This is a genomic window from Chryseobacterium sp. 6424 (assembly GCF_003692615.1).
Classification (GTDB): domain Bacteria; phylum Bacteroidota; class Bacteroidia; order Flavobacteriales; family Weeksellaceae; genus Kaistella.
In genome coordinates, this window is sequence record NZ_CP023540.1 from 747,793 (window position 1) to 772,593 (window position 24,801).

At 42.7% G+C, this 24,801-nt stretch carries 20 protein-coding genes and 2 pseudogenes; 13 read left to right on the forward strand and 9 right to left on the reverse strand.

The window, feature by feature from the left end; all coding sequences use genetic code 11:
- Window positions 1-39 precede the first annotated feature (39 nt).
- From CO230_RS03530 to CO230_RS03555, 6 genes are all read left to right on the forward strand, one after another.
- Entirely contained in the window at window positions 40-1,851 is a 1,812-nt protein-coding gene (locus CO230_RS03530; RefSeq protein WP_122027337.1) for a glycoside hydrolase family 13 protein, read from the forward strand.
- A 93-nt stretch (window positions 1,852-1,944) separates the two neighbouring features.
- On the forward strand, window positions 1,945-3,366 hold the full coding sequence (locus CO230_RS03535) for a hypothetical protein (RefSeq protein WP_162989969.1): 1,422 nt from the start codon (window positions 1,945-1,947) through the stop codon (window positions 3,364-3,366).
- Window positions 3,367-3,377: 11 nt separating this feature from the next.
- Entirely contained in the window at window positions 3,378-3,818 is a 441-nt protein-coding gene (locus tag CO230_RS03540) for a hypothetical protein (protein WP_228438176.1), read from the forward strand.
- 39 nt (window positions 3,819-3,857) lie between these two features.
- Window positions 3,858-4,373: a nuclear transport factor 2 family protein gene (locus tag CO230_RS03545; protein ID WP_122027340.1), complete on the forward strand. Its 516-nt coding sequence runs from the start codon at window positions 3,858-3,860 to the stop codon at window positions 4,371-4,373.
- A 45-nt stretch (window positions 4,374-4,418) separates the two neighbouring features.
- Window positions 4,419-5,783 carry an MFS transporter gene (locus CO230_RS03550; protein WP_122027341.1) on the forward strand — a complete coding sequence of 455 codons (1,365 nt, stop codon included), beginning with the start codon at window positions 4,419-4,421 and terminating at the stop codon, window positions 5,781-5,783.
- Between the two features lie 157 nt (window positions 5,784-5,940).
- On the forward strand, window positions 5,941-6,654 hold the full coding sequence (locus tag CO230_RS03555; protein ID WP_122027342.1) for a pirin family protein: 714 nt from the start codon (window positions 5,941-5,943) through the stop codon (window positions 6,652-6,654).
- A 61-nt stretch (window positions 6,655-6,715) separates the two neighbouring features.
- Here CO230_RS03555 and CO230_RS03560 read toward each other — a convergent pair whose 3' ends face one another.
- A complete protein-coding gene (locus CO230_RS03560) occupies window positions 6,716-7,633 on the reverse strand; it encodes a DUF808 domain-containing protein (protein WP_122027343.1) in 918 nt (305 codons plus the stop codon).
- Window positions 7,634-7,938: 305 nt separating this feature from the next.
- Between CO230_RS03560 and purM the strand changes: the two genes are divergently transcribed.
- The 6 genes and pseudogenes from purM (at window position 7,939) to CO230_RS03590 (ending at window position 15,452) form a co-directional block, all read left to right on the forward strand.
- Complete coding sequence (gene purM / locus CO230_RS03565; protein WP_122027344.1) at window positions 7,939-8,928, forward strand: phosphoribosylformylglycinamidine cyclo-ligase; 990 nt, start codon at window positions 7,939-7,941, stop codon at window positions 8,926-8,928.
- A 6-nt stretch (window positions 8,929-8,934) separates the two neighbouring features.
- On the forward strand, window positions 8,935-9,516 hold the full coding sequence (purN, locus tag CO230_RS03570) for a phosphoribosylglycinamide formyltransferase (RefSeq protein ID WP_122027345.1): 582 nt from the start codon (window positions 8,935-8,937) through the stop codon (window positions 9,514-9,516).
- 30 nt (window positions 9,517-9,546) lie between these two features.
- Window positions 9,547-11,064 (forward strand): bifunctional phosphoribosylaminoimidazolecarboxamide formyltransferase/IMP cyclohydrolase, encoded by a 1,518-nt coding sequence (purH, locus tag CO230_RS03575; protein ID WP_122027346.1) that lies wholly within the window; start codon window positions 9,547-9,549, stop codon window positions 11,062-11,064.
- Window positions 11,065-11,174: 110 nt separating this feature from the next.
- A pseudogene (gene purD, locus CO230_RS03580) lies at window positions 11,175-12,412 on the forward strand (phosphoribosylamine--glycine ligase).
- A 57-nt stretch (window positions 12,413-12,469) separates the two neighbouring features.
- The gene (gene guaA, locus CO230_RS03585) at window positions 12,470-13,999 is read left to right on the forward strand and encodes a glutamine-hydrolyzing GMP synthase (protein WP_122027347.1); all 1,530 of its coding nucleotides are present in this window, start codon (window positions 12,470-12,472) and stop codon (window positions 13,997-13,999) included.
- Window positions 14,000-14,099: 100 nt separating this feature from the next.
- Window positions 14,100-15,452: a DEAD/DEAH box helicase gene (locus CO230_RS03590; RefSeq protein WP_122027348.1), complete on the forward strand. Its 1,353-nt coding sequence runs from the start codon at window positions 14,100-14,102 to the stop codon at window positions 15,450-15,452.
- A gap of 4 nt (window positions 15,453-15,456) precedes the next feature.
- Here the strand turns inward: CO230_RS03590 and CO230_RS03595 are convergent, their stop codons facing one another.
- The 6 genes from CO230_RS03595 to ahcY form a co-directional block, all read right to left on the reverse strand.
- Window positions 15,457-15,903 (reverse strand): hemerythrin domain-containing protein, encoded by a 447-nt coding sequence (locus CO230_RS03595; RefSeq protein WP_122027349.1) that lies wholly within the window; start codon window positions 15,901-15,903, stop codon window positions 15,457-15,459.
- A gap of 8 nt (window positions 15,904-15,911) precedes the next feature.
- Window positions 15,912-16,568 (reverse strand): GDSL-type esterase/lipase family protein, encoded by a 657-nt coding sequence (locus CO230_RS03600; protein WP_122027350.1) that lies wholly within the window; start codon window positions 16,566-16,568, stop codon window positions 15,912-15,914.
- Between the two features lie 70 nt (window positions 16,569-16,638).
- Window positions 16,639-17,439 carry a hypothetical protein gene (locus CO230_RS03605; RefSeq protein ID WP_162989970.1) on the reverse strand — a complete coding sequence of 267 codons (801 nt, stop codon included), beginning with the start codon at window positions 17,437-17,439 and terminating at the stop codon, window positions 16,639-16,641.
- Between the two features lies 1 nt (window position 17,440).
- The gene (locus CO230_RS03610) at window positions 17,441-18,274 is read right to left on the reverse strand and encodes a hypothetical protein (protein WP_122027352.1); all 834 of its coding nucleotides are present in this window, start codon (window positions 18,272-18,274) and stop codon (window positions 17,441-17,443) included.
- A gap of 11 nt (window positions 18,275-18,285) precedes the next feature.
- Window positions 18,286-19,092, reverse strand: a complete 807-nt coding sequence (locus CO230_RS03615; RefSeq protein ID WP_122027353.1) for a hypothetical protein — start codon at window positions 19,090-19,092, stop codon at window positions 18,286-18,288.
- A 205-nt stretch (window positions 19,093-19,297) separates the two neighbouring features.
- Window positions 19,298-20,611: an adenosylhomocysteinase gene (gene ahcY, locus CO230_RS03620; protein ID WP_122027354.1), complete on the reverse strand. Its 1,314-nt coding sequence runs from the start codon at window positions 20,609-20,611 to the stop codon at window positions 19,298-19,300.
- Window positions 20,612-20,736: 125 nt separating this feature from the next.
- Here ahcY and CO230_RS03625 point away from each other — a divergent pair, with 125 nt between their 5' ends.
- Window positions 20,737-21,348, forward strand: a complete 612-nt coding sequence (locus CO230_RS03625; RefSeq protein ID WP_122027355.1) for a 4'-phosphopantetheinyl transferase family protein — start codon at window positions 20,737-20,739, stop codon at window positions 21,346-21,348.
- Here CO230_RS03625 and CO230_RS03630 read toward each other — a convergent pair.
- On the reverse strand, window positions 21,324-23,585 hold the full coding sequence (locus tag CO230_RS03630) for an FUSC family protein (RefSeq protein WP_122028874.1): 2,262 nt from the start codon (window positions 23,583-23,585) through the stop codon (window positions 21,324-21,326). The two genes, CO230_RS03625 and CO230_RS03630, sit on opposite strands and share 25 nt — an antisense overlap.
- A gap of 70 nt (window positions 23,586-23,655) precedes the next feature.
- Window positions 23,656-24,776, reverse strand: a pseudogene (porV, locus tag CO230_RS03635) (type IX secretion system outer membrane channel protein PorV).
- Window positions 24,777-24,801: the final 25 nt, after the last annotated feature.

Below are 24,801 nucleotides of genomic sequence, written 5' to 3' on the forward strand. Positions count from 1 at the left end.
CAGATCCAGAAAGTAGAACCCGCCTTTTGGTGGAAAGGAATGAAAAATCCGGAACTCCAGATTTTAGTCTACGGAAAAGACATTTCAAAATATTCGGTCGAACTATCCAATAATATTCAGGTCAAAGACCTCACAAAAACCGAAAACCCGAATTACGTTTTCATCACGGTGAATACTGATGAAATCAATACATCTTCATTTAAAATCAATTTTAAAGAAAAGAATAAAACAAGATATTCTTACGATTACGAACTGAAGAACAGAAAACCCGGTTCCGCCGACAGAAATTCGTTCACATCAAAGGACGTGATGTATCTCATCATGCCCGACAGGTTCGCGAATGGCGATGAATCCAACGATTCCCAGAAAAACCTTACCGACAAATTGAACCGGAACGCGCCAAACGGAAGACACGGCGGCGATCTGCGCGGCATCATCAACAATCTGGATTATCTGGAGAACCTGGGTGTTACAGCACTCTGGTTAACGCCGGCAAACGAAGACAACGAAAAGCAGACTTCCTATCACGGTTACGCGCAGACCGATTTATACAAAATCGACGGCCGTTACGGAACCAACGAAGAATATCTCGAACTTTCGCGCGAACTACAGAAACGTGGCATGATGCTGATTCAGGATTATGTGACCAATCATTGGGGAATTTCGCATTGGCTGATTCAGGATCTACCGACCAAAGACTGGATTCATCAGTTCGCGGATGGTGAAGGAAAGTACGGTTTCAAACGTTCCAACTACAGAACAACTTCACAGTTCGACACCAATGTTGCCGAAATAGACAAAAAAGAAGCATTGAACGGCTGGTTCGATACCACGATGCCCGACTTGAACCAAAGCAATCCTTTGGTTTTAAAATACCTTACCCAAAACGCCATCTGGTGGATTGAATATGCTGAACTCGGCGGAATGCGCGTGGATACGTATCCGTACAACGACAAAGTAGCGATGGCAAAATGGGCAAAAGCAATTACTGACGAATATCCTAAATTCGATATTGTCGGCGAAGCATGGATGTACAATCCGGCGCACGTTTCTTACTGGCAGAAAAATTCAAAAATCGGGGAGATTGACGGTTACAACTCCAATCTTCCGTCCGTGATGGATTTCACGTTGTACACCGATCTTCCGTCGGCTTTAAAAGAAGAGGAGGGCTGGGACAAAGGAATGATCAGGATTTACAATTCCTTCGGAAACGATTTTCTGTATCCGGACATCAACAATATTCTGGTGTTTTTTGAAAATCATGATACAGAAAGATTAAACGAAATCTTCAACGGAGATTCGCGCTATTACAAAATGGCGCTGACGTTAATTTCAACTGTCCGAGGAATTCCACAGATTTATTACGGATCCGAAATCGGTATGCGTGGCGAAAAATTCAAAGGTGATGCTGATATAAGAAGAGATTTTCCGGGCGGCTGGAAAGGCGATGCACAGGATGCTTTCAACCCTGCAACCCGAACCGCCGAACAGAAAGATTTCCATGATTTCACCCAAAAAGTTTTGAACTGGCGAAAAGGCAAAGACGTCATCCACACCGGAAAAACAAAGCATTATATGCCGAAAGAAAAGGTGTACGTTTATTTCCGTTACAATGACAGCGTTGTAGGGACAAGTCGCGACTTGTCCACGCCGCGCATCAACAATGAAAAAGTAATGGTGGTGATCAACAACAACGAAAAAGAGCAAACTTTTGACCTAAACCGTTTTGCTGAATCTTTGGGCGGAGTTTCCGCGGGCAAGGATGTAATTTCAGGAAAAGATTTTGTGATCGATCCGCAAAATAAATTAACTGTAGCTGGGAAATCTTGTTTAATTTTAGAGTTGAGATAAGATTGGATTAAGATCAAATGAATTTGCGCCAGTCTGCTAGTTGGCTCCGATGGTATTACAGTACTTAAACTCAATATTATAATAATCTAACTTATGCGAAAAATCTACCTTTTAGTTTTCTTGGGAACTCTTTTAATTTCCTTTTCGTGTCGAACGGAAATAGATTCTCTGGATTCTTTGGACCAAAATGCCGAGAAATCTAAAAAATTTTCCGTTTTCTCCCGAAACAGTAATTTTGCCAAAAATGGTGACTCGTTAAACTATGCTGAAGCCTTTGCTTATTTAGCCCAACGATATGATGCGGTGAATATAACCAATATTACAGGCTTAGTAAACACGACAAATAATGTACACTATAATAAAGTAAAAAAGCTACGATTCATCTCAAAAAATTCTGATGCGTATATCGAGTTTAGATTGCATTCTCAGACTGTTTTCGAAAAAAATGGCGACTTGTGGGTTTTATTCCCGAAGATTAAAGACGGGATAGTTGTCGATTTAGTTGCCGGATTACTGACAAAAAATGAAACCGAGGTATATTATGTTACGCTTAATAGACACTCATCTTTGTTTTTGAATAATCTTAATTCTTTTCAGTCCAGGTTCGATCAAAATTTCAAAATTGATGAATACGGAAATGTTCATGTTGGAGCAACGAGTGGAAGATGCGGTTTTCCAGGTTCTCCTGCGTGTGAAATTGAGGAAGTTATTATTGTCGGAGGCGGAGGTGGAGGCGGGTTTTCTGGAGGTTTGCCCGGCGACCACGGTTCACCTGGAGGAGGTTGTTCCATATATATAGAATGCGAACCTGAACATGGCGAGAACGGCGGAGGCGGTGACTACTCAGATCCAAATGCAGGCGCTAACGATCCGTGCACACTAGCCGAAGGACCATCCTCCACCGCAACTGAAAATTCAAAATCAACTGCCTACACCAATGCCGAAGCTGCTATAGTTGGAGTGAATAACGGTTTAGAAAACGGAGTGGATTTGGGGAATGTTAATGGCACCATACAAGCGACAGGAGTACAAACGGGCGGTACATCATCGATAAATTTGACTAGTAGTTTTTCTAATCCGATTGGTGATATACACAATCATCCAAACAATAACCCTCCTTCCCCTGGAGATGTTTATTCATTAATGAATATTAGAAATCAATTTTCTGAATACAATACGCGGTATGTAATTACACAGGATGGTACTACGTATGCCTTGGTCGTTACAGATCATAATGCCATGAATACTTTTTTACAAAGCTATCCGCCTTCTATCACGTTAAATCCAAACGGCGGAAATTTTGTAGATTTTCCACCGAGCCTTTTTGAAGAATGGACAGATTTAGCACTAGATTTTTCAGAGTCTGGTGCTATAGCTTATATTCTAAACAAATACAATTCTGGAATTACCCTTACTAAAATGGATGGAGCAGGTAATTTCCGAGCAGTAAATATTACAACAAGTCAAAATTCTGACGGGACAACAAATTATAATTATTCACTATGCCCTAATTGAAATATATAACAATGAAAAATTTAATTAAAACCTTAGCATTAATATCTCTTTTAATTTTTAATTATTCATGCGCGCAAACCACGATGAAAAGTGTTGCTGATGCTAGAAACATAGAAATTAACAAAAAAGAATTTGTTGGCAAACCTTTGAGTTACCTTGTGTCAAAAATGGATGTGGAAGTTAAATCTATAAAAGCTTTCCCGAATAAAAACGCAAATGAGGTTAACAGAATTACATTTAGATATGTAACTAATTATGAATATAAAAAAACAAGCACTAAGGAAATAAAAGACAGGCCCACACAATTAACAATTGTATTTAATCAAAACTGGGAAATGTTTGGAGAAAGATGCATGACATCAAATTCAAAATGTGTAGAATGGACGAAAGAAGATGCAAAAAATCTTGGTGACCTGATTGTGTATGATATCTATGTATTAGGAAAAAATTAATGTCCTGCGTGAAGAATGTTCTATTTGTCAATTACCCAAATGAAAAACCTCACCCTCGTCCTCGCCATCCTCCTTTGCTCTTTCGCAAGCCTCCACGCCCAAACCAAAGGCTTCTACGAAAACGTGCAGAAGAAAAACATCAATAAAGTTCTGGATGATCTCAATGCGTTTGCAGCTGCAGCAGATTATAAAAATTACTTCGATCTGTACGCGGAAGAATCTACATTCATCGGAACCGATGCCACCGAAGTCTGGAATAAAAAAGAGTTCATGGTTTGGGCAAAACCTTTTTTCGATAAAGGCAAAGCCTGGAATTTTACCTCGCTCAAAAGAAACATCACTTTCAGCAAAAACGGTACCTACGCCTGGTTCGATGAGATCCTCGATACGCAGATGAAGATCTGCCGCGGCTCCGGCGTCCTCGAAAAAATCGGCGGCGAATGGAAAATCCGTCAGTACGTTTTATCGGCCACCGTTCCGAATGACGTCATCGATGAAGTCACCAAAATGAAAGCGCCGATCGAAGATCCGATCATTTCTAAATTAAAAAAATAACCTCTCAAATACTTAAAAACTCCACCACTCAAATACTAAAAAAGCATGGCTAAAAAAATAAAACCAAACCTGCAACTCGCTCAGATCATCAACATGAGCATGGGTTTTCTCGGAATCCAGATGGCGTTTGGCCTGCAAAACGGTAACGCGAGCCGCATCCTGCAAAACTTAGGCGCCGACGTGCATCACCTTTCCTGGTTCTGGCTGGTCGCACCTTTCACGGGACTTATCGTGCAGCCGATCATCGGCCACATGGGCGATCACACGTGGTCAGAAAAATGGGGGCGGCGAAAACCGTACTTTCTGATTGGTGCTTTGCTTACCGCGGTCGGACTGGTGTTTTTGCCGAACTCGGCGTCGGTGGGCGTCTTTTTGGGCAGCGGCGTTTTGCTTTTCGCGGTACTTTTCCTTGCACTGATGGATGCGTCGATCAATGTCGCGATGGAGCCTTTCCGCGCGCTGGTAGGCGATATGTTACCGAAAAGTCAGGGAACAGTTGGGTTTTCGGTTCAAACTATTTTAATCGGAATCGGTGCCGTAATCGGTTCAAATATGCCGGCCTGGCTCACAATGCTCGGCGTTTCGAACGTCGCGCCGGAAGGTTTTGTGCCCGATTCGGTGATCTATTCATTTTACGTCGGTGCGGCGGTTTTACTTTTAACCATACTTTACACGATTTTCACTACGAAAGAATACTCACCGAAAGATTTCGCGGATTTTTCGGAGGAAGAACCACATGAGGTCACACCACGGTTTTCGGATATTTTCAGGGATTTTGCCAATATTCCTCCATTAATGAAAAGTCTCGGCGTCGTGCAGTTTTTCTCATGGTTTGCGCTTTTCACGATGTGGGTTTACACAACAAGTTCCGTGGCAACGCACCATTTCGGGCTGTCTCCGGACGATGCAAAGTCAGAACAGTTCAACAACGCAGGAAACCTGGTGGGCGAACTTTTCGGTTATTACAACCTGTTTGCGATCGGTTTTGCGTTTCTGTTGATTCCGTTGGCCAATAAAATCGGCAAAAAACAGACGCATGCGCTCGCACTTTTTAGTGGTGGTATCGGACTTATTTCAATGTATTTCATCGAAAATACATCACTTCTTTGGATTCCAATGGTAGGAATCGGATTTGCATGGGCGAGTATTCTCGCGATGCCTTACGCCATGCTGATCAACGCCATCCCACTTAAAAAAATGGGCGTGTACATGGGTATTTTCAATTTCTTTATCGTGCTTCCGCAGATCGTGAACGGAATCATCGGCGGGCCGGTTGTGCACAGCATTTTCGGGAATTTTGCGATTGGTTATGTAGTTGCCGGTGGTGTCGCGATGATCATCGCGGCAGGGATCTCGCTTACTTTGAAAGGTGTAGGTAAAGATGACGACGCTGAAATGGAAACCGTTTAGAATTTATATTTAAATATTCAAATCTGTCAGAATTTCCTGGCGGATTTTTTTTGTTTTAATATTTAAAGCTACATCCGAACTTATCCCATATCAATGTATTAGAATCTTCATTGTCTTAAATTTGTACTATTAAATCTAAAATCTAAAATCTCTCAAAATGAAAACAGTATATCATAAAGCCGACACAAGAGGTTTCGCCGATCATGGTTGGTTGAAATCTTATCACAGTTTTAATTTCGCCAATCATTACGATCCCGAAAGAATGAATTTCGGCGCATTGCGAGTTTTAAACGACGATCAGGTTGCTTCCGGAAGGGGTTTTGGGAAACATCCGCACCGCGATATGGAGATCATTTCAATTCCGCTGGAAGGCGATCTGGAACATCAGGATTCAATGGGAACTTCGGCCGTAATCCGGAAGGGTGAAATTCAGGTCATGAGCGCTGGTACCGGTGTTCAGCACAGCGAATTCAACAGAAATAAAGATCAGCTTGTAAAATTTCTCCAGATTTGGGTGATTCCGAATAAAATGAATGTCACGCCGCGTTACGACCAGATCAGTATTAAAGAAAACGAAAAACTTAATGATTTCCAGCAGATTCTTTCACCAAATCCCGATGATGAAGGCGTATGGATTCATCAGAATGCGTGGTTTAACTTAGCTAAATTTGATAAAGGAAACGCCAAGGAATACAAAATCCATCAAAATGGAAACGGCGTCTACGTTTTCGTGCTGGAAGGTTCAGCGAAAATCGGCGATCAAATTCTGGAAAGAAGAGACGGTTTTGGAATTTGGGAAACCGAAAGTTTTACATTAGAAGCACTTGGAGATTCGGAAATCCTGCTGATGGAAGTTCCGATGCAATTTTAAATAAAATAAACAGCCTATTTTACAAAAGAAAAGCGGATTTTCGTCCGCTTTTCCTGTTTTTTTAGTTCGTTGGTTTCTTAATCATTGCAAACAGTTTTTTGCCCAATGCAAATACAGGAATTGCGACTAATCCACCGATAATACCGGCTAAAGCTTCCCGCAAAAGTGAATTGAAGTTTGGCAAGAAATGATGGTGAATCCACTCAATATTGTGAACGAAAATGCCTCCCGCGACTAAAATCAGCGCAACTGTACCCACAACCGCGAGCCCTTTGATTACCCAAGGCAGCGCGTTTACCAGAAAAGTTCCGAATGAAACCAGAAATCCTTTTTCGGTTTTCGATTTTTTGATGAGGCGCAAGCCGGCATCATCCATACGGACAATTAACGCCACAATTCCGTAAACACCTACTGTTGCGATGATCGCGACGATTGAAACGGTAACGATTTCGACTAACATCGGATCAAATTGACTTTTCAGCGACTCATAACCCTGTTTGGCCGAGGCCAAAGCGATGATCACAATTTCCAACGAAAGAATGAAATCAGTCGTTATCGCCGACTGAACCTTGGTTTTCTCGTTCTGTTCAGCGCTGATAGTACTCGCCGCTCTTTCTTCAATTACTTCGTGTCCTTTTTTCTTGCGGTGGAAAAGAAACTCGATGATTTTTTCGATGCCCTCATACGCAAGGTAGAAGCCTCCGGCTATTAGTATCAGCGTGATCGCAGGGGAATATAGCCATTCAAGCAAAAAAACCGCGGGCACGATGATGAGTTTGTTGATGAACGAACCTTTCATGATCTTCATCAGAACAGGAATTTCGCGCGACTCCAGGAAACCTGTAGCTTTTTCGGCGTTTACCGCCAGGTCGTCACCTAAGATTCCGGCCGTTTTTTGGGTTGCCATTTTTGCGGTGACTGCCACATCATCCATCAGCGCGGCAATATCATCCAAGATTGCAAAAAAGCCTGAAGCCATAATTTATTTTTTTTAATGGGAACAAAAATAGTTATTTAACCCGATAATCAAACTTAAAGCCACCTTTTGATAACAATTTTTTAAAAAGTAATTTTTTATTTTCGACAGAAAACCTTATTTTCGCAAAACAAATTTTTAATGAAGTGATACGGCTGACATTGCATTCCCCGAAAGAAAAATTCCAGAATTTTGGAAGTGCAATTTACGCTGAAAAATAAACGAGAAGCCGACGGTCAGAATGATTGTCGGCTTTTTTTATTTGATTTTTTTACAGCAATTATCCTAAATCTATACATTTAATACCCATGAATAATACCTATAAATCCGCCGGCGTAGACAAAGAAGAAGGCTACAAAACGGTTGATAGAATAAAATCAGCGGTTGCAGAAACCCATAACAAGCAGGTGCTGAATAACATTGGCAGTTTCGGTGCGTTTTATGAAATTGCAGGTTACAAAAATCCAGTACTTGTCTCGGGGACAGATGGTGTGGGCACAAAACTGAAAGTGGCGCTTGATGCCAAGAAATATGATTCCATAGGTGTAGATTGTTTTGCTATGTGCGGCAACGACATCCTGTGTCACGGTGCCAAACCACTGTTTTTTTTAGATTATTTGGCGTGCGGCAAATTAGATGCTGATATTGCAGCTGAAATCGTGCTGGGTATGGTGGAAGCCTGTAAGGACAACAATTGTGCGCTCATCGGTGGCGAAACTGCCGAAATGCCCGGCATGTATCAGCCTGGAGATTATGATGTGGCTGGTTTCTGCGTGGGCATCGTGGAAAAAGATCAGATCATCGACGGGTCCAAAATTGCGATCGGACATAAGATAATCGCGCTGCCAAGTTCCGGGTTTCACAGCAATGGCTTTTCGCTTGTAAGAAAGATTTTCACCGATTTTAATGAAGAGTTTGACGGGAAACCGCTTCACGAGACGCTTTTAGTCCCTACCAAATTATATTACAAACCTATATTCCGACTGCTGGAAGCGGTAGCGGTTGCAGGTATCGCACACATCACTGGTGGCGGGATTATTGAAAACATACCGCGCATTATCCCAGAAGGGCTTTGTGCAAAGGTTGAAACCGCCCTTATACAGATCCCTCCAGTCATGCTCGAACTCGAAAAACGAGGAAATATCGACCGGATGGAAATGTACGGCACATTCAACATGGGAGTGGGGATGGTTGTCGTAGTTGACGAAAAACAGGCTGCCGAAGTCCTAAATATACTTGATGACGCCTACGTTATTGGTGAAATCACTAAAGGAAACCAAAAAATTGAACTGATCTAATATCGTATGACCACAAAAAGAATCTGCATACTTGTTTCTGGCGGTGGCACCAATCTTCAGCGCATCATTGACGCAGTACTGAGTGGTGAAATACCCGAGGCTGAAATTATAAAAGTAATCGCTGACCGCCCTTGTTTCGCGACCACAAGAGCAGAGAATCACGGCATAGAAGTCGCTCAGCTTAAAAGAGGAAAAAATTTTCAGCAGCAGTTGCTTGATGCCATTCCGCCCGATACCGATTTTATGGTGCTCGCAGGGTTTCTATCTATATTAAACGAAGAAATTTGTACGAGATTCAAAGGAAGGATAATCAATATCCATCCGGCTTTACTGCCGAAATTTGGTGGTGCGGGCATGTGGGGAGCTCATGTACATAAAGCAGTAATTGAGGCCGGCGAAACCTACAGTGGCGCCACAGTGCATTACGTAACGCCGGGCATCGATGAGGGAGAAATCATCCTGCAGGAAGCAGTAGCCATTAGTGAAGGTGAAACACCAGATTCCTTAGCAAAAAAAATACACGAAATAGAATACCGGATTTTCCCGAAGGCTATTAAGAAAGCACTTGCTCAACTTCAGGAAAAATAAGGACAAAAGTAAAAGTAAAAAGAAAGAAAAATGTTAAAAAAGCGCGCGCTGATCTCAGTTTCGGATAAAACCCACCTGATTGATTTTGCAAAATTTTTAGAAGAAAACAATTACGAACTCATTTCCACCGGTGGCACCTTCAAGCATCTTAAAGAAGCAGGGTTGCAGCCCGTACAGATAGATGATGTTACCGGCTTCCCTGAAATGCTCAACGGCCGTGTGAAGACGCTGCACCCGAAAGTACACGGCGGCCTGCTGGCAGTACGCACCAGCGAGGAGCATATGCAAGCCGTCAGCGATCACGGCATTGGCCTTATTGACATGGTGATCGTCAATCTTTATCCGTTTTTCGAAAATGCCAACGCTGATATTTCACTTCAGGAAAAGGTGGAGTTTATTGATATCGGCGGGCCTTCCATGTTGCGTTCAGGCGCTAAAAATTTCAGTGCGGTTACGGTGATTACTGATGTGGCCGATTATGCCAAAGTGCAGCAGGAAATCACCGTATCTGGTGATACCAGTTTAGAAACCCGTAAAAAACTTGCCGGTAAAGTCTTTAACCTTACGGCAGCGTATGATGCGGCCATTTCAATGATGTTGTTGGATGAAGAGTATCCGCAGTATCTGAATGCGTCTTATAAGAAAATATCGGATCTGCGTTATGGCGAGAACCCACATCAATCGGCAGCTTATTATGTTTCAACAACCGACAGCGGGGCGATGAAGGATTTTGAAATTTTAGGCGGAAAAGAGCTTTCATTCAATAACCTTCGGGATATGGACCTTTGTTGGAAGGTGGTGAATGAGTTTAAGACTGAAATGGCCTGCTGTGCGGTAAAGCATTCCACGCCATGCGGTGTAGCTGTAGGAACAGATGCTTTGGAAACTTATAAAAATACTTTCGAGTGCGATCCTGTTTCAATATTTGGGGGTATTGTGGGTATGAATTTCAAAATTGATAAAGGTACTGCGGAAGAGCTCAATAAAACATTCCTGGAGATTGTCATGGCGCCCGAGTTCGATGAGGACGCGCTGGAAACTCTGAGAAAGAAAAAAAACCTACGCATCATAAAAATCAAAAATGCAGTATCCGACAGACACACATGGGAGAAAACCGACGGTGGAATGCTGGTGCAGGAAACCGATACGCATTTTTCAGAAAATATAGCGACTGTCACGCTCACCGTACCTACCGCTGAACAGCAAGAAGCCCTTTTGTTCGCACAGCGGGTGGTAAAATATGTAAAATCTAACGCTATAGTGGTTTCTAACGGCAAGCAGGCCTTAGGGATCGGTGGTGGGGAAGTGAACCGGATTTGGGCTACACAACAGGCTATTGCACGGGCCAAAGAAAAGTTTAGTGGTGATTTGGTACTCGCTTCCGATGCTTTTTTCCCGTTCCGCGATGTGGTAGATTATTGCGCTGCAGAAGGTATTAAAGCCATCATTCAGCCTGGCGGCAGTATGCGCGACCAAGACAGCGTGGATGCGGCTAACGAACATAAGATCCCGATGATGTTTACAGGAATGCGCCACTTTTTGCATTGATGGAAATACCAAACCTGTCCTTAAAACACACAGGGATTTTATATAACTGAATTTGAAATTTATCATACAATCATTACTTTTGATGAATTCAAAATAATAAGCAATACCAAATGAAAATATTAATTGTAGGAAACGGCGGACGAGAATCCGCACTCGCCGTAAAACTGAAGGATGATAGCCGAATCTCTAAGATGTATTTTGCCAAAGGTACCGTAACCACCGGTAAACTGGGCCAGAATTTACATGAAGACAGTGTGGAGGCCTTGCGCGATTTCGCCATTAAAGAAAAAATAGACCTTACCATTGTAGGACCTGAAGCGTCTCTGGTAGAAGGCATTGTTGACGAATTTAATAAACATGGCCTAAAGATTTTCGGGCCAGAGAAAAGAACTGCCGAGCTAGAAGGTAGCAAAGCATTCTCTAAAAAGTTCATGCAGACGCACAACATCAAAACGGCCAAGGCTGTGGTATTCGATGCCTATCATGAAGCCTTGGATTACGTGCGGAAACAGCAGTTTCCGACTGTGATAAAAGCCAGCGGACTGGCCGGTGGTAAAGGCGTTGTGATTGCTGAAGATCTGGCCGAAGCCGAAGCTACCATTCACAGGTTCATGATCGACCGCATTTATGGCGATGCCGGTATTCAGTTAGTCATTGAAGAATATCTGAAAGGTTTTGAAGCTTCGGTGATTGCCTTTTCAAATGGTATAAAACTGTTCCCGTGTATTGCCGCGAAAGATTATAAAAAAGCCGGCAACGGTGATAAAGGTCCGAACACCGGTGGTATGGGCAGCGTTGCGCCAAGCCCGGAGTTTACAGAGGCACATTACCAGGATTTCGAGCAAAACATCCTGAATCCTACTTTACAAGGTTTAAATGCGGCTAGTATACAGTTTAAAGGATTTATTTTTTTCGGGCTGATGGTGACGGAAAAAGGCACATACCTTCTTGAATATAACATGAGAATGGGCGATCCGGAAACGCAGGTGATCCTGCCTCTGATGGAGAACAAATTGCTTGATGTCATTAATGATTGTCTGGAAGGACGCGATGTGCAACTTAAATTTAAAGATGAAAAAGCCGTTTGCTTGGTAATGTGTTCCGGCGGTTACCCAAGGAAGATCGAGACCGGTTTCGAAATAAGAAATCTTGATAAAGTTGCGCACAGCGAGGTACTTTTTGCAGGGCCAGGGCAACAGCGAATAAAATCTTAACCTCCGGTGGCCGTGTGCTCAACCTTGTAGCCACAGGGAATACCTATGAAGAAGCCCGTAAAAAAGTGTACGAAGATGCCAAGACCATCAGTTTCGATTACGAATCGTACCGTGAAGATATCGGCAAGTTTTAGCATAAAGCGTGATATTTCACGCTTTTTCGTTTTTTAAATCTCACTAAATAAATATACATGAACAGAGGAATCATCATTCTGGATTTTGGGTCACAATATAATCAGCTCATTGCCAGAAGAATCCGCGAACTCGGTGTGTACTCCGAAGTACTGCCTTACGATACACCTTTAAATGAAATTCTTACAAAAAACCCTTCGGGAATCATCCTTTCGGGCGGCCCTAGCTCTGTAAATATTGAGAATGCCCGGCTCGTCGATAAAAACCTTCTGGAACAGGGGATTCCGGTGCTTGGCATTTGCTACGGTATGCAACTGATTACGCATCTTTTGGATGGTAAGGTGAAAAGAGGCGAAAAAGGTGAATATGGTAAAGCCACCCTCGAAATCAAAAAATCAAATACGTTACTTTCAGGTGCCAGCCAGTTTTCTACGGTATGGATGAGTCATTTCGATGAAGTTCAGGAAATACCAGCCGGTTTTGAAGTGAACGCGGTAAGTGATGTGATTTCAGCAATTTCTAACGAGGCTCAGCGCATCTACGGCGTACAGTTCCATCCAGAAGTGTCACACACGGAGGAGGGCGCTCGCATCATCGAAAATTTTGTCTTCGGTATCTGTCATGCGCCAAAAGACTGGAAACTAACCAATTATATCGACAGCGCGGTTGCCGAAATCAGAGCAAAAGTCGGCAGCCAGAAAGTGATTTTAGGACTTTCCGGTGGTGTGGATTCTTCTGTGGCCGCTGTACTCATCCATAAGGCAATTGGTGACCAACTACAGTGTATTTTTGTCGATACCGGCTTGCTCCGCAAAGATGAAGCTGAAAAAGTAATGACCAATTATGGCGAACATTTTCACTTGAATATTAAATTGATTGACGCAAAGGACCGTTTTCTCGGTAAACTCAAGGGTATTTCAGACCCTGAAGAAAAAAGGAAGATTATCGGTAATGAATTTGTAGCGGTATTCGATGAAGAATCTCACAAAATTGAAGGTGCTAAATTTTTAGCTCAAGGCACTATTTACCCTGATGTCATTGAAAGCCAGTCGGTTAAAGGCCCGTCTGCTGTCATTAAATCCCACCATAATGTTGGTGGTTTACCTGAAGAAATGGATTTTGAACTTTTAGAACCACTGCGCGAACTCTTTAAAGATGAAGTACGCAAAGTTGGGGAAGAGCTGGGCATCCCAGCGCATTTGGTTCATCGTCATCCGTTCCCGGGACCCGGACTGGGGATCAGGATTTTGGGAGAGGTGGACGAAGAAAAAGTAACCATTCTGCAACATGCAGATGATATCTTTATTGAAGAACTGTATAAAAACAACCTTTACGATAAAGTTTCGCAGGCATTCGTCGTGTTACTGCCCGTAAAATCTGTCGGTGTGATGGGGGATGAGAGAACGTATGAATATACCGCCGTTGTACGTTCAGCGAATACCACCGATTTTATGACTGCGACCTTCAGTAAGTTTCCGTGGGAATTTCTTGAAACGGTCTCTAACAGAATCATTAATGAGGTGCGTGGTATTAACCGTGTGACGTACGACATCTCCAGCAAACCGCCGGCAACTATTGAGTGGGAATAAAATATCTTAAAATGCGCTCTAAATTGGGCGCATTTTTCTTTAAAGACACTACTACAGCATTTAAAAATTCGTATTGCTGCTAAAAAACTATCTTTGCAAGATGGAAAAGATCACGTTTGCCGATTTCGAGTTACCAGAAAAAATTCTGGATGTTTTGGCCGATTCTAATTTATTCGAGCCTACACCAATCCAGGAAAAAGCCCTGAAACCTATACTGTCAGGCCGTGATGTGATGGGCATCGCACAAACCGGGACCGGCAAGACCCTTGCGTATTTACTGCCCGTACTGAAGACATGGAAGTACAATAAAAACGGAAATCCTACAGTGCTGATCCTGGTGCCTACCCGCGAACTCGTGGTACAGGTAACGGAAATCCTGAAAAACCTTACCCAACACCTTACGACAAGGGTCATCGGTATATATGGTGGCGTAAACATCCGTACACAAAAGCTGCTTTTTGATGAAGGTTGCGACATCCTTATTGGTACGCCGGGCCGTGTGATGGATTTGGCGATTGACAGTGCCATCAGTCTAAAAGAGGTACAGAAACTGGTGATTGATGAGTTCGATGAAATGCTGAACCTGGGTTTCAAAATGCAGTTAAGCACAATTCTTACAATGACGCGCGAGAAAAGGCAAAACATATTATTTTCCGCTACCATGACCGATGCAGTGGATGAGATGTTGGAAGAATATTTTGCAAGTCCGATAGAAATTTCATTAGCCAAATCGGGCACACCGCTGGAAAAGATTGAACAGTTTGGCTATAAAGTCAGCAATTTCAATACGAAGATCAACCTGCTTGAATATCTGCTGAAATCAAACGCAGACCTGTCTAAAATTCTAGTATTCTGTAATAACAAGAAGCACGCAGATTATCTTTTTACGAAGATAGAAGAGCTTTTTCCGGGAGATTTTGATGTCATCCATTCCAATAAATCCCAGAATTACCGCCTTCGCGCGATGCGGAATTTTGAAGAACAGAATCTTCGTGGCCTAATCACTACTGATATCATGGCGCGTGGCCTCGATATATCAGAGATTACCCATGTCATTAATTTTGAAATACCAGAAGTGCCCGAGCAGTACATACACCGTATTGGCCGTACCGGGCGCGCAGAGAAAGATGGGGTAGCCATCTCTTTCATCACTAAAAAGGAGGAAACACTGCTGCTTGACATTGAATTATTGATGGATAAAGCTCTACAGATTGTTCCGTTCCCTATAGAAGTGAAAGAAAATCCTGTGAAAATTGCTGCTGAAAATGAAACAGTAGTAATGAAAAATGCCCATACCATAAAACTTGAAGAAGGCGGGGGCGCATTTCATGAGAAAAAAGCCAAAAACAAGAAGGAAAACTGGGGCGGGCCTACCAAGAGAAATCCACCTAAGACAAAACCTGGCAACCGTGCGCAGGCTAAAGCAAAATCAAAGGCAAAAAGAAAGAAATAATAATCTATTTCCAGAATTCATCACTGAAATCAGGTTCCTTTAGTGCAGGATAATCCAGCGCCATAATCTTCTGTAGCTGCCTGTCTGTGGCTTGTCTTTCGATTTCGGGGAAAATCTGGCGCTCTTCTTTACGGATATGCGTTTCCAGCAAATCCCGGAAATTCTGTATCTGTGTGATTTCTGTAAAACCTTCCGCCACCATTTCACGCATAATGGCATGTTCCTGCAATGCTTCCGCGATTAACGGATGTGTATTTCCTAAAATGAGAAAGATGGTCTCTTCTTCCTCTTTAAAATGAGGATAGAGGTTGTGATTGAAAAACAACTGGATATAAGTTGCCATCCTCTCTGCACTGATTTCTTTATTGATCCCTTGTTTAAGCTTCCAGCACAGCAGCAAGCCAAAATGGTGGTCGCGACTCAGTTGTACAAGCGCTTCATGTCTTTTCATCCCAAATATTATTTTAAATAAGGTTGTATTTCCTTTGCCCAGATCCGGTAACCTTCTGGCTTCATGTGGAGTAAGTCGGCTAAGAAGAGGTCACTACGGGTGGTGCCATCGGGTCCGTTCATCGCTTTGGTAATATCAATATATGCTGTATTCTTATTTCGCTCCATAAACTTTCTGATCATAGTGTTCGTGGCAATAAATTTAGGCCAGAGCTGTTTGCGGCTTGGTGAAAGTTTTGTTGAAACATAAGCTACCGGGACATCTGGATGATATTTCCTTATTTCTGTAAAAAAGTGTCGGAATCTGTTATAAACCTGTCGGGGTTTCAAGTTAGGATTTGAAGCGAAATCGTTTTCACCACAGTAAATAATGATTTGTTTTGGCTGGTAAGGTTTTAGAAGTTCCACTGAATAGAAATTAAGATCTAACAGACTGGAGCCTCCGAAACCACGGTTAATGAAAGTTTTCCCCGGGAAATAATCGGCGACATCCTGCCACATGGTGAAAGAGGAACTCCCAACCAGTAAAATCGCATCACGAGGCGGTGGCGTTTTGTTGTCCGTTTCTTTAAAACGTTCTATATCATCCCAAAACGCGGGTTTCGACTGTGCGAAAATAAACGCTGAAAACAGCAAACACGCCAGCAGCGAAAGAAATTTTTTCATAAGAAATATCTTTTATCAGATAAAGTTAAGTAAAATTTCAGTCACTGCATATTTGCACTGTTTGTAATACTTATTGTGTGGTTTGTGCGGTTACGTAGATTCTTGCCATATCGTCGTTAATGTTATTACATCCTTTCGCATTGCCACCGTACACAATTTGGCTGTATCCACTGGTTATAGTAGGCAGGTTTTTGCCATATACGGCCAGGGTATGCGTACCTATCGGAAGATCATTAAATACCCCAGACAAGTTGAACTTCCGCCAGTTACAAACGAAATCGCTGCTGGAAGTGGTGTACTTGCTGGCAAGTTTCAGTTTGCCGTTGACGAAGATACCAATCGCAAACTGAAACTTCTGGTAAGTATCATACACGTTGTTTATCTGCACCATTCCCTCAGTCATGATATAGTTGCTGTTACTGGTTTTGGTGATTTTAATGGTGGTTGTGGTGTTAAGGTCCGTCCAGTCGTTGGTATTGTCATCCAAATTGAATAATGGTACACTGGAGGGGAAACTGCTGATGGTAGTGCTTTTCGTGCAGCTACCGGTAAAATTCTCTGTCTGTTTTATAATCGCTAATCCATCATTAACATCGAAGTTTCTGTTCCATTTTCCTTCCGCCCAAAAATTCGTTTTGTTGGTATTGGTGTTAAAGACTAGTACACCATCTACCGGTGTGGCTACAGTCACTTGATCAGTGTTGCTCAGCAGGCCCACCTGCGGAAGCAATAATCCTCTTTTGTCATCTGAAATATGAAGTACCGAACTTGGATCGGGCTTGGTCACAGTACTGTTTTTGGAAGTTATAAGAATCTGGCCTTTCACGGTAAACGCACAAAGGATGACGGCGGCGCAAATTATCTTTTTCATCTTAAAAAACATAAGGCTGGTTAATAAAAATTGTGCTGCTGATGGCAGATTCAAACTTTGAAAGGCTTTTACAGGTAGAACTTGGGTTTGGCGAGCCGTACGTAACTGTTAGTCCCGAGATGCTTGGCGCATCAATGTTTCTGATGGCAAATTTTACGGTATGGTTGCCCTTCGAAAGGTTTTTAGCCACTCCATAAATCATAAATTGCCGATATGCACAAGCGGTAGAAAAGTCTAGGAACATGGGTTTAACATCAATTAATTTGTCATCAATGAAAAAGCCGATGGTTGAGGTAATCCCAACGTTATCGACTGCGGAATTATTTGCCTGATACATCCCGTTGATACTCATCAAAACATCATTTTCTGCACGGTCAACCGTAATGTTTTTAGTGAGAGAAGAGATCACCGTCCATTGAGCGCCCAAGGCTTCCCCGTTGGTATGCGCGGAATAACCATAAAACTGATTGGTAGTGCTTTTAGTAAAAGTGTATGCGGTGGAAGATGATGCGGTATAATATTTCACCTGGTTCATTAAATTATTTTGGTTAAGGTCTGAAAACAGAAAGTTCCATTTTTTACCGTCCCAGTAATAGAACCCTTCATTACCCGAGTTGGCAGTGTTGGTATTATATACAATCAAAGATTCTTTAGGGCTACTGATGGTTGTGACATCATTTTTGTTTAGTAAAGCTACACGTGGGAGGCTTACACCTTTATTATTTGCATAAATATCCAGCGCTGCAGAAGCGTGGGGGGACTGTGTGTTGATGCCCACCTGCGCAGAAATGAAATGTGCAGTAAAGAGCATTACAGGGAGTAATATATTTTTCATGTCAGTTGTGTTTAAGGTTTTTCCGAAATCTGGATGTTCATAATAGATTTTTCCATTATGGGACTTAGATTGCCACAGGAGGTGTGTTTGCCACCGAAAGTGATGCTATAGCTGTCTTTATGCCTCACCCGCAGTGTTTCGCGCAATTCAAACAGGTGATTACCGGTACTTAGGTTACTGATATTGAAGTATACATTAAAATCATTGTAAAGGCATTTTTGCTTGCCGTTAATAATGAAATTACGTACACCTACCAGCTTAGAATCTACAAAAAGCGCAATAGAATAGGATAGAAAAGTATCATCAGTAGCCGCAGAATTTACTTGGGCGATCCCGCTACCGGAGACCGACACAGCGTTTTCACTCGAGTACAGAGAAATGGTTTTTGATAAGCCCGGGATTAACTGCCACTGATGGGCAGACGGTGCCTCGCCCATGGTATAACTTACACCCGTAATCGGTGTATTGTCATTAACCCCAGAGGTAGATACGGCGCTTTCTGAACGAACAATACCTAAATATTTGTAAATATTGGTGGTGTCTAAAAGCGGATTCCACCGGTTGTTGAGCCAGTAATAGAAACCTTTGCCGGTGTTGCCATTGGTATTATAGACCAGCAGCGAGTTGGCGGGCGAAGTAACCGGTGCAGCTTTTGTGAGATCTGAGATGGATACATTGGGAAGTAAAACTCCTTTATTTTGGGATGCGATCCGAAGAATTTCGGAATCGTCAAAGGAAACAGCATTGCTGCCAATGCCCACCTGGGCGTGCCCTACTGCCAATGGCAGCAGGCATGCCAGCAGTAAATATTTTTTCATCAGTGTGTTTTTGTGTTGCTTCAAATTTAACCATATAATCAGTCATATGAAAATGTTTTAACACCTTTATCACACAGTGAAATCACCTTAAAATACTTAGTGGTTTATAAGTAGTCTAAGGTGTGTTGATATTATAACATGCAAAAATCATGCAAAACCGCCGCAGAAACGCTGTGGCGGTTGATAATAAATGTCTATTTTTCTCTTAGTATCGGTAGTATTCAGGTTTGAATGGACCGTCAACGGTAACTCCAATGTATTTAGCTTGTTCCGGTGAAAGAACTTCAAGTTCCACACCTAATTTCTTAAGGTGTAAAGCTGCAACTTTTTCGTCAAGATGTTTAGGTAAAGTATAAACTTCATTCTTGTAAGCTGCTGAGTTGGTCCATAATTCAATCTGTGCTAACGTTTGGTTGCTGAAAGAGTTACTCATTACAAAACTTGGGTGACCGGTTGCACAACCTAAGTTTACCAAACGGCCTTCAGCTAGAATAATAATTTCCTTGCCATCAATGTTATATACGTCAACCTGTGGTTTTACCTCATATTTGGTATCTCCGTAGTTTTCATTCAGCCAAGCCATATCGATTTCATTATCAAAGTGCCCGATGTTACACACAATGGTTTTGTCTTTCATCTTCGCGAAATGTTCAGCCCTTACGATATTGAAGTTTCCGGTTGTGGTGATGATGATATCCGCGTTTTCAACCACAGTTTCCAGTCTTTTTACTTCAAAACCTTCCATGGAAGCCTGAAGCGCGCAAATCGGATCAATTTCAGTTACGGTAACGATGGAACCTGCACCACGGAAAGAAGCTGCCGTACCTTTGCCCACATCGCCATAGCCGCATACTACCACACGCTTACCAGCAAGCATTACATCAGTCGCTCTGCGGATCGCGTCCACCGCGGATTCTCTACAGCCGTACTTGTTATCGAATTTGGACTTGGTTACCGAATCGTTCACGTTGATAGCGGGCATTACTAGCGTACCGTTCTGCATTCTTTCATAAAGACGGTGAACGCCGGTGGTGGTTTCTTCAGAAAGACCTTTGATGTCTTTTGTAAGCTCCGGATATTTATCAAAAACCATATTTGTCAAATCACCGCCGTCATCCAAAATAAGGTTAAGTGGCTTGCGGTCTTCACCAAAGAAAATGGTTTGTTCGATACACCATTCGAACTCTTCCTCATTCATGCCCTTCCAGGCGTAAACGGGGATTCCGGCGGCTGCAATAGCTGCTGCAGCATGATCCTGGGTTGAGAAGATGTTACAAGATGACCAAGTAACATCTGCCCCAAGCGCTACCAGAGTCTCGATGAGCACCGCAGTCTGTATCGTCATGTGAAGACAGCCGGCAATGCGTGCGCCCTTCAGTGGTTGCGACGGTCCGTATTCTTCACGAATGGCCATAAGGCCTGGCATTTCTGCCTCGGCAAGTTTTATTTCTTTTCTGCCCCATTCAGCAAGGGAAATGTCCTTTACTTTGTAAGGAACGTATTGTGTTGTTGTCTCCATTTATTAAGAAATTTCTGCAAAATTAAGCAATTTTATTCTGACAAGTGGAGCGCTGACACTTTTCGGGCCCTAACTTTATTTAAAAACACTAATTTTACCGTTCTGCTGTTTAATATTTTTCAAATATGTCTTTATACAGAGATTTTTCGGATAAACAAGCCACAATATTACTTTGGAAATATGACGAAACGGAGTCGCTGGACCCACACGAACTGCTGGAACCAGAGAATTATGAGAAAGTGAAAGGTTATCATCCGGTGAAACTGAAAGAGTTATTATTGGTAAGAAAAATCCTGAGATCTGTACTTCCGGGGCATAAGATTTTATACGATGGGCGCGTCCCATATCTGGAGCCTAATGATTTCCATATCTCCATCACGCACTCTTTTCCGTTTGCAGCGCTGGCTATTTCAGAGAATGAAGTGGGCATTGATATTGAACCCTTTAACCCTAAGATTACGAAAATACGTCACAAATTTCTGCAAGAAGAAGAGTCGTATTTCATTGAAAGCCAAAAAGAAGTCACTTACCTGACCGTTATTTGGTCTTTGAAGGAAAGTCTGTACAAGATTCATCATTCAAAATACTGGTCGCTGAAAAAACATTATGAAGTGAGACCGTTTGATCTCAGTTACCCCTATGATATCCAGTGCAGGGTGCATGATGACAAGGTTTCAGACCTTTACACGGCGCGTGTGGAATTTTTCGAGAACTATTGCCTTACTGTGGTAGACTGATTATCCGGCTCATAATTTTCAACGATTTTCCGTTGCTCTTTTGCTACATCATATATCAGATCGAGAATTTCCTGTAGATTTTTGAGTTCTGTGAGACGGGTAATGCGGTTTGGGTCGCGGCGGTCGGTTAACTCGTTTTCGGCCAGTTCTCTACGACGCTTTTCAAGTAATTTTTCTACGGAATCTTCGGGTTTCAGCCTGCTTTCATCAACAATGTGTGTACGCAACTTTTGCTGCTCCAGCAATAGGGTAGTGCGCAGTAGTTCGGCTGAGATTTTCCGGTTCCAGTTATGAAAATCGATTTCGGGATATGCTTCGGCGGTTTTAGAATATTGTGATAGTGAAGCGATATACGCAGTGATGAGGTGTGTGGTAGTGACAAACTGATGCAGTTGCTCCATCTTTTTCTGCTGGTTTTTCGGATCGGAGATCATCCTTTGGAAATTATCCGACAGGTTGGCCAAATCAATCACCGCATCTTTGCGTTTCAGTTTATAATCCTGGATGCCGGTTTTACCATTCAGAAAGGTATCCATCACGGCTTTGTAGTATTTGAAATTACTCTTAGCCGATTTTTTCATTAAATCGAGATTCTGCGTATGTTCCCATACCGGTAGCACAAAATAAGATACCATATACGCTACAACGCCTGCAATGGCGGTATCAATAATGCGGTCTTTAAAGATCATATTGATGTTGCCGGGGTTCAGGAAGTTGAAGGTCAGGAAGATGTATATGGTCATGAACAATACGGCCCAGAAATACTGCGCCTTCAAAAAACTGAAACACAGGATCATGCTCAGCATTAAGATGACAAACAACACCGTATTTTCTTCAACAGTCAACAGAATGCCGTACGCCAGCACCGCGCCCACGATGGTGCCGTACAACCGCAGCAAATTGCGGTGTTTGGTGGTAGCATACGCTGGCCTCATGATAGCGATGATGGTAATTAAAATCCAGTAAGAATGGCCAATGCCTAAAAAACGCAACTGCGATATGAAATAGCCGATCAGCAATGCGATGGTAACCCGAAGCGCATGCCTGAAATGTGAGGATTTCAAAGAAAAATTACCCAGCAGTACCTTTAAGTTTGGCTTTTCACCGTCTGGTACAAATTTATTCAGGTCAAGCCCCGCGGATAGACTTTTCGCGAGTTTATTATCTTGGCTGAGGACTTTGTACATGGTAGTGATTTCATCGGAAATGGCGGTGATACGTGACAGAATAAGCCTCAACACCATAAAGTTCTCTAAGTTATGGGCATTGAGTTTCCGGTTGCGCAGATCAAAATATTGCTCGTGGATTTCGCTAAGTTCATGCGGTATATTCCCCAGCGGACGCGCCTTGGTGCCGCTTTGCAGCGCGATGCCCATATTCTCAAGCTCGCGGGCGAGATAACCGAGATAGGTACCTACATTTTTAAGGAAACCACTTTCACCAAATGTTTCCTGCATTTTCCGGTAATCACTCTCAGAGGTCATCAGCTTTTCATGAAGATCTATTGAGTTTAGAAACATCAGCATCAGCAAACGGCTTGTAGTGGTGGACTCGTTGACGATTTTCCTGGTTTTGAACACTGTTTCGCGCGTTTCTTCCTGTAGGTTTTTAATCTTTACCTGTTGTGCGATGACCTGTAAATAAAGTTCATCAAAATCAGGGTTTTCAAGATAGAATTTAGATTTTATATTTAAGTATTGGCCCAGTTCCATATAATTTTCACCAATCATCTGTGCGGCGAGTTTATACGGCTGGATTTTCGATACAATCATGAAAATGATGAAATACCACGTTGCCCCTGCCAAAAAGATAAGCAGGCTTTTACCAAGATGTCCGCCCAGCATATGACCATCCGCAAAAATCGCCAGTACCACCAGGGATAAAGATCCTACAGCGGCCAATCGCTGCCCATACACGCCAATCATACCAAAAAATATCCCGAAAACAAGGATTTCCGCAAAAATCAACAGTGGATAATCTTTCAGTAAACTGGCCACGGTAGCTGTGATGAAAAATGTGATGACTGCCAGCAAAAGTGCATTCCTGCGGCGGATGAAAGGGCCGGGCTGATCGGTAAGCCCTACAAAACTAGTCGCCAGCGGAAACAAAAAATATTCCTGAAGTAACCCGAAATGTGCGAGTATGATACTCGGGATTACAATAGCCAGAGCAATGCGCACCGCCGAATAAATATACTGGCTGGTTACAAATTTCTTGAGTTCATTGGCGTAATTCATCATGCTAATTTACGGTTTATTCATAAAAAAAGCCCCAATTTATGGGGCTTCACTGTTATTTTGCTAAGATTTAATAATCGTAGTTAGAGGATTCTTCCCCGATGTTCCATGTAAGTCCGAATCTCAATGTATTATCAAGTGCGGAGTTTACTTTAGAGGTGTTGATGAGATAAGACAAGTCTAAACCAAAAGACTGATATTTCAGACCAACCCCTACGGTAGCATACTGGCGCGCGCCTGTTGTTCACTTTCATGGAAGTAGCCGCCACGTAAGGCAAACGCGTTATCATATTCATATTCAACCGCCCCGCTGAACATGACACTTTTTTCATTGCTGAATGATTTTCCGATGCCTTCTATCACACCGACATTTGGTACATTACCGGTATTGTCAGGTCCTGGTACCAATAGTTTTGATGCTTCAAAATTCAGGCCTACACGGTTGAGGTCATCAATAAATAGATCGTAACCCGCGCCAAGTCTTGCCATGGTGGGAAGGTAGGATCGGGATTCGTCGTCACCGGTATAATCTAAACGCGGCCCTATGTTCTGGATGGCGAAACCGGCGCGCGCACGCCCTTCAAAATCATTGATACTGGTATGTCTGTCCGATTGGAAATACCCGGAAACATCTACTGCAAAACTGTTCGCAGGCTTCAAAGTGTTATCGGAACCCAAACCTCCGGAAAGGTCGGAACGGATGAAGCGGCCGGTCACTGCCATGGAGTAATAATCAGATAATTTCAAACCGTAAGCTACATCAATGGAGAATTCATTAGGCTTGGTAGTTCCGCGGTCTTGAACTTCGGCTCCTACAAGTTCGGTGAGGTTTACTTCGCCCATATTGAAGTAATAAATACTTGCGGAAATGGTAGAACGCTCTTCCTGTCCCAAAAACTGGTGATATGATGCGTACAGCAGGAAGACATCATTGGTAAGTTTGCTCATGTACGGCGTGTAATTCACACCTACCGCAGCTGTGGTTTTACTGAAGGGATATTTAGCGGCATTCCAGAACTGTGAAAAGGCATCGGTAGTGGTGGCTACACCTTGGTCGCCCAAACCACCGGCGCGCGCATCGGGTGATATCCTCAGGAAGGGGGCACCGGTAAGGACGGGATTGGTTTGCGCAAATGCTGCCACGCTTAGTCCTAACCCTAATCCTAAAAATAATTTTTTCGTCATTGTCATAAATTAGTTTTTATCGTTGTTTTTT

Coding starts and splice junctions, on each gene's coding strand:
- guaA (WP_122027347.1), top strand. CDS start 12,470: ATGAACAGAGGAATCATCATTCTGGATTTTGGGTCACAATATAATCAG.
- ahcY (WP_122027354.1), bottom strand. CDS start 20,611: ATGGAGACAACAACACAATACGTTCCTTACAAAGTAAAGGACATTTCC.
- CO230_RS03590 (WP_122027348.1), top strand. CDS start 14,100: ATGGAAAAGATCACGTTTGCCGATTTCGAGTTACCAGAAAAAATTCTG.
- CO230_RS03615 (WP_122027353.1), bottom strand. CDS start 19,092: ATGAAAAAATATTTACTGCTGGCATGCCTGCTGCCATTGGCAGTAGGG.
- CO230_RS03600 (WP_122027350.1), bottom strand. CDS start 16,568: ATGAAAAAATTTCTTTCGCTGCTGGCGTGTTTGCTGTTTTCAGCGTTT.
- CO230_RS03545 (WP_122027340.1), top strand. CDS start 3,858: ATGAAAAACCTCACCCTCGTCCTCGCCATCCTCCTTTGCTCTTTCGCA.
- CO230_RS03595 (WP_122027349.1), bottom strand. CDS start 15,903: ATGAAAAGACATGAAGCGCTTGTACAACTGAGTCGCGACCACCATTTT.
- CO230_RS03540 (WP_228438176.1), top strand. CDS start 3,378: ATGAAAAATTTAATTAAAACCTTAGCATTAATATCTCTTTTAATTTTT.
- CO230_RS03550 (WP_122027341.1), top strand. CDS start 4,419: ATGGCTAAAAAAATAAAACCAAACCTGCAACTCGCTCAGATCATCAAC.
- CO230_RS03630 (WP_122028874.1), bottom strand. CDS start 23,585: ATGAATTACGCCAATGAACTCAAGAAATTTGTAACCAGCCAGTATATT.
- CO230_RS03555 (WP_122027342.1), top strand. CDS start 5,941: ATGAAAACAGTATATCATAAAGCCGACACAAGAGGTTTCGCCGATCAT.
- CO230_RS03605 (WP_162989970.1), bottom strand. CDS start 17,439: ATGAAAAAGATAATTTGCGCCGCCGTCATCCTTTGTGCGTTTACCGTG.
- purH (WP_122027346.1), top strand. CDS start 9,547: ATGTTAAAAAAGCGCGCGCTGATCTCAGTTTCGGATAAAACCCACCTG.
- purN (WP_122027345.1), top strand. CDS start 8,935: ATGACCACAAAAAGAATCTGCATACTTGTTTCTGGCGGTGGCACCAAT.
- CO230_RS03625 (WP_122027355.1), top strand. CDS start 20,737: ATGTCTTTATACAGAGATTTTTCGGATAAACAAGCCACAATATTACTT.
- CO230_RS03560 (WP_122027343.1), bottom strand. CDS start 7,633: ATGGCTTCAGGCTTTTTTGCAATCTTGGATGATATTGCCGCGCTGATG.
- purM (WP_122027344.1), top strand. CDS start 7,939: ATGAATAATACCTATAAATCCGCCGGCGTAGACAAAGAAGAAGGCTAC.
- CO230_RS03530 (WP_122027337.1), top strand. CDS start 40: ATGAAAAATCCGGAACTCCAGATTTTAGTCTACGGAAAAGACATTTCA.
- CO230_RS03535 (WP_162989969.1), top strand. CDS start 1,945: ATGCGAAAAATCTACCTTTTAGTTTTCTTGGGAACTCTTTTAATTTCC.
- CO230_RS03610 (WP_122027352.1), bottom strand. CDS start 18,274: ATGAAAAATATATTACTCCCTGTAATGCTCTTTACTGCACATTTCATT.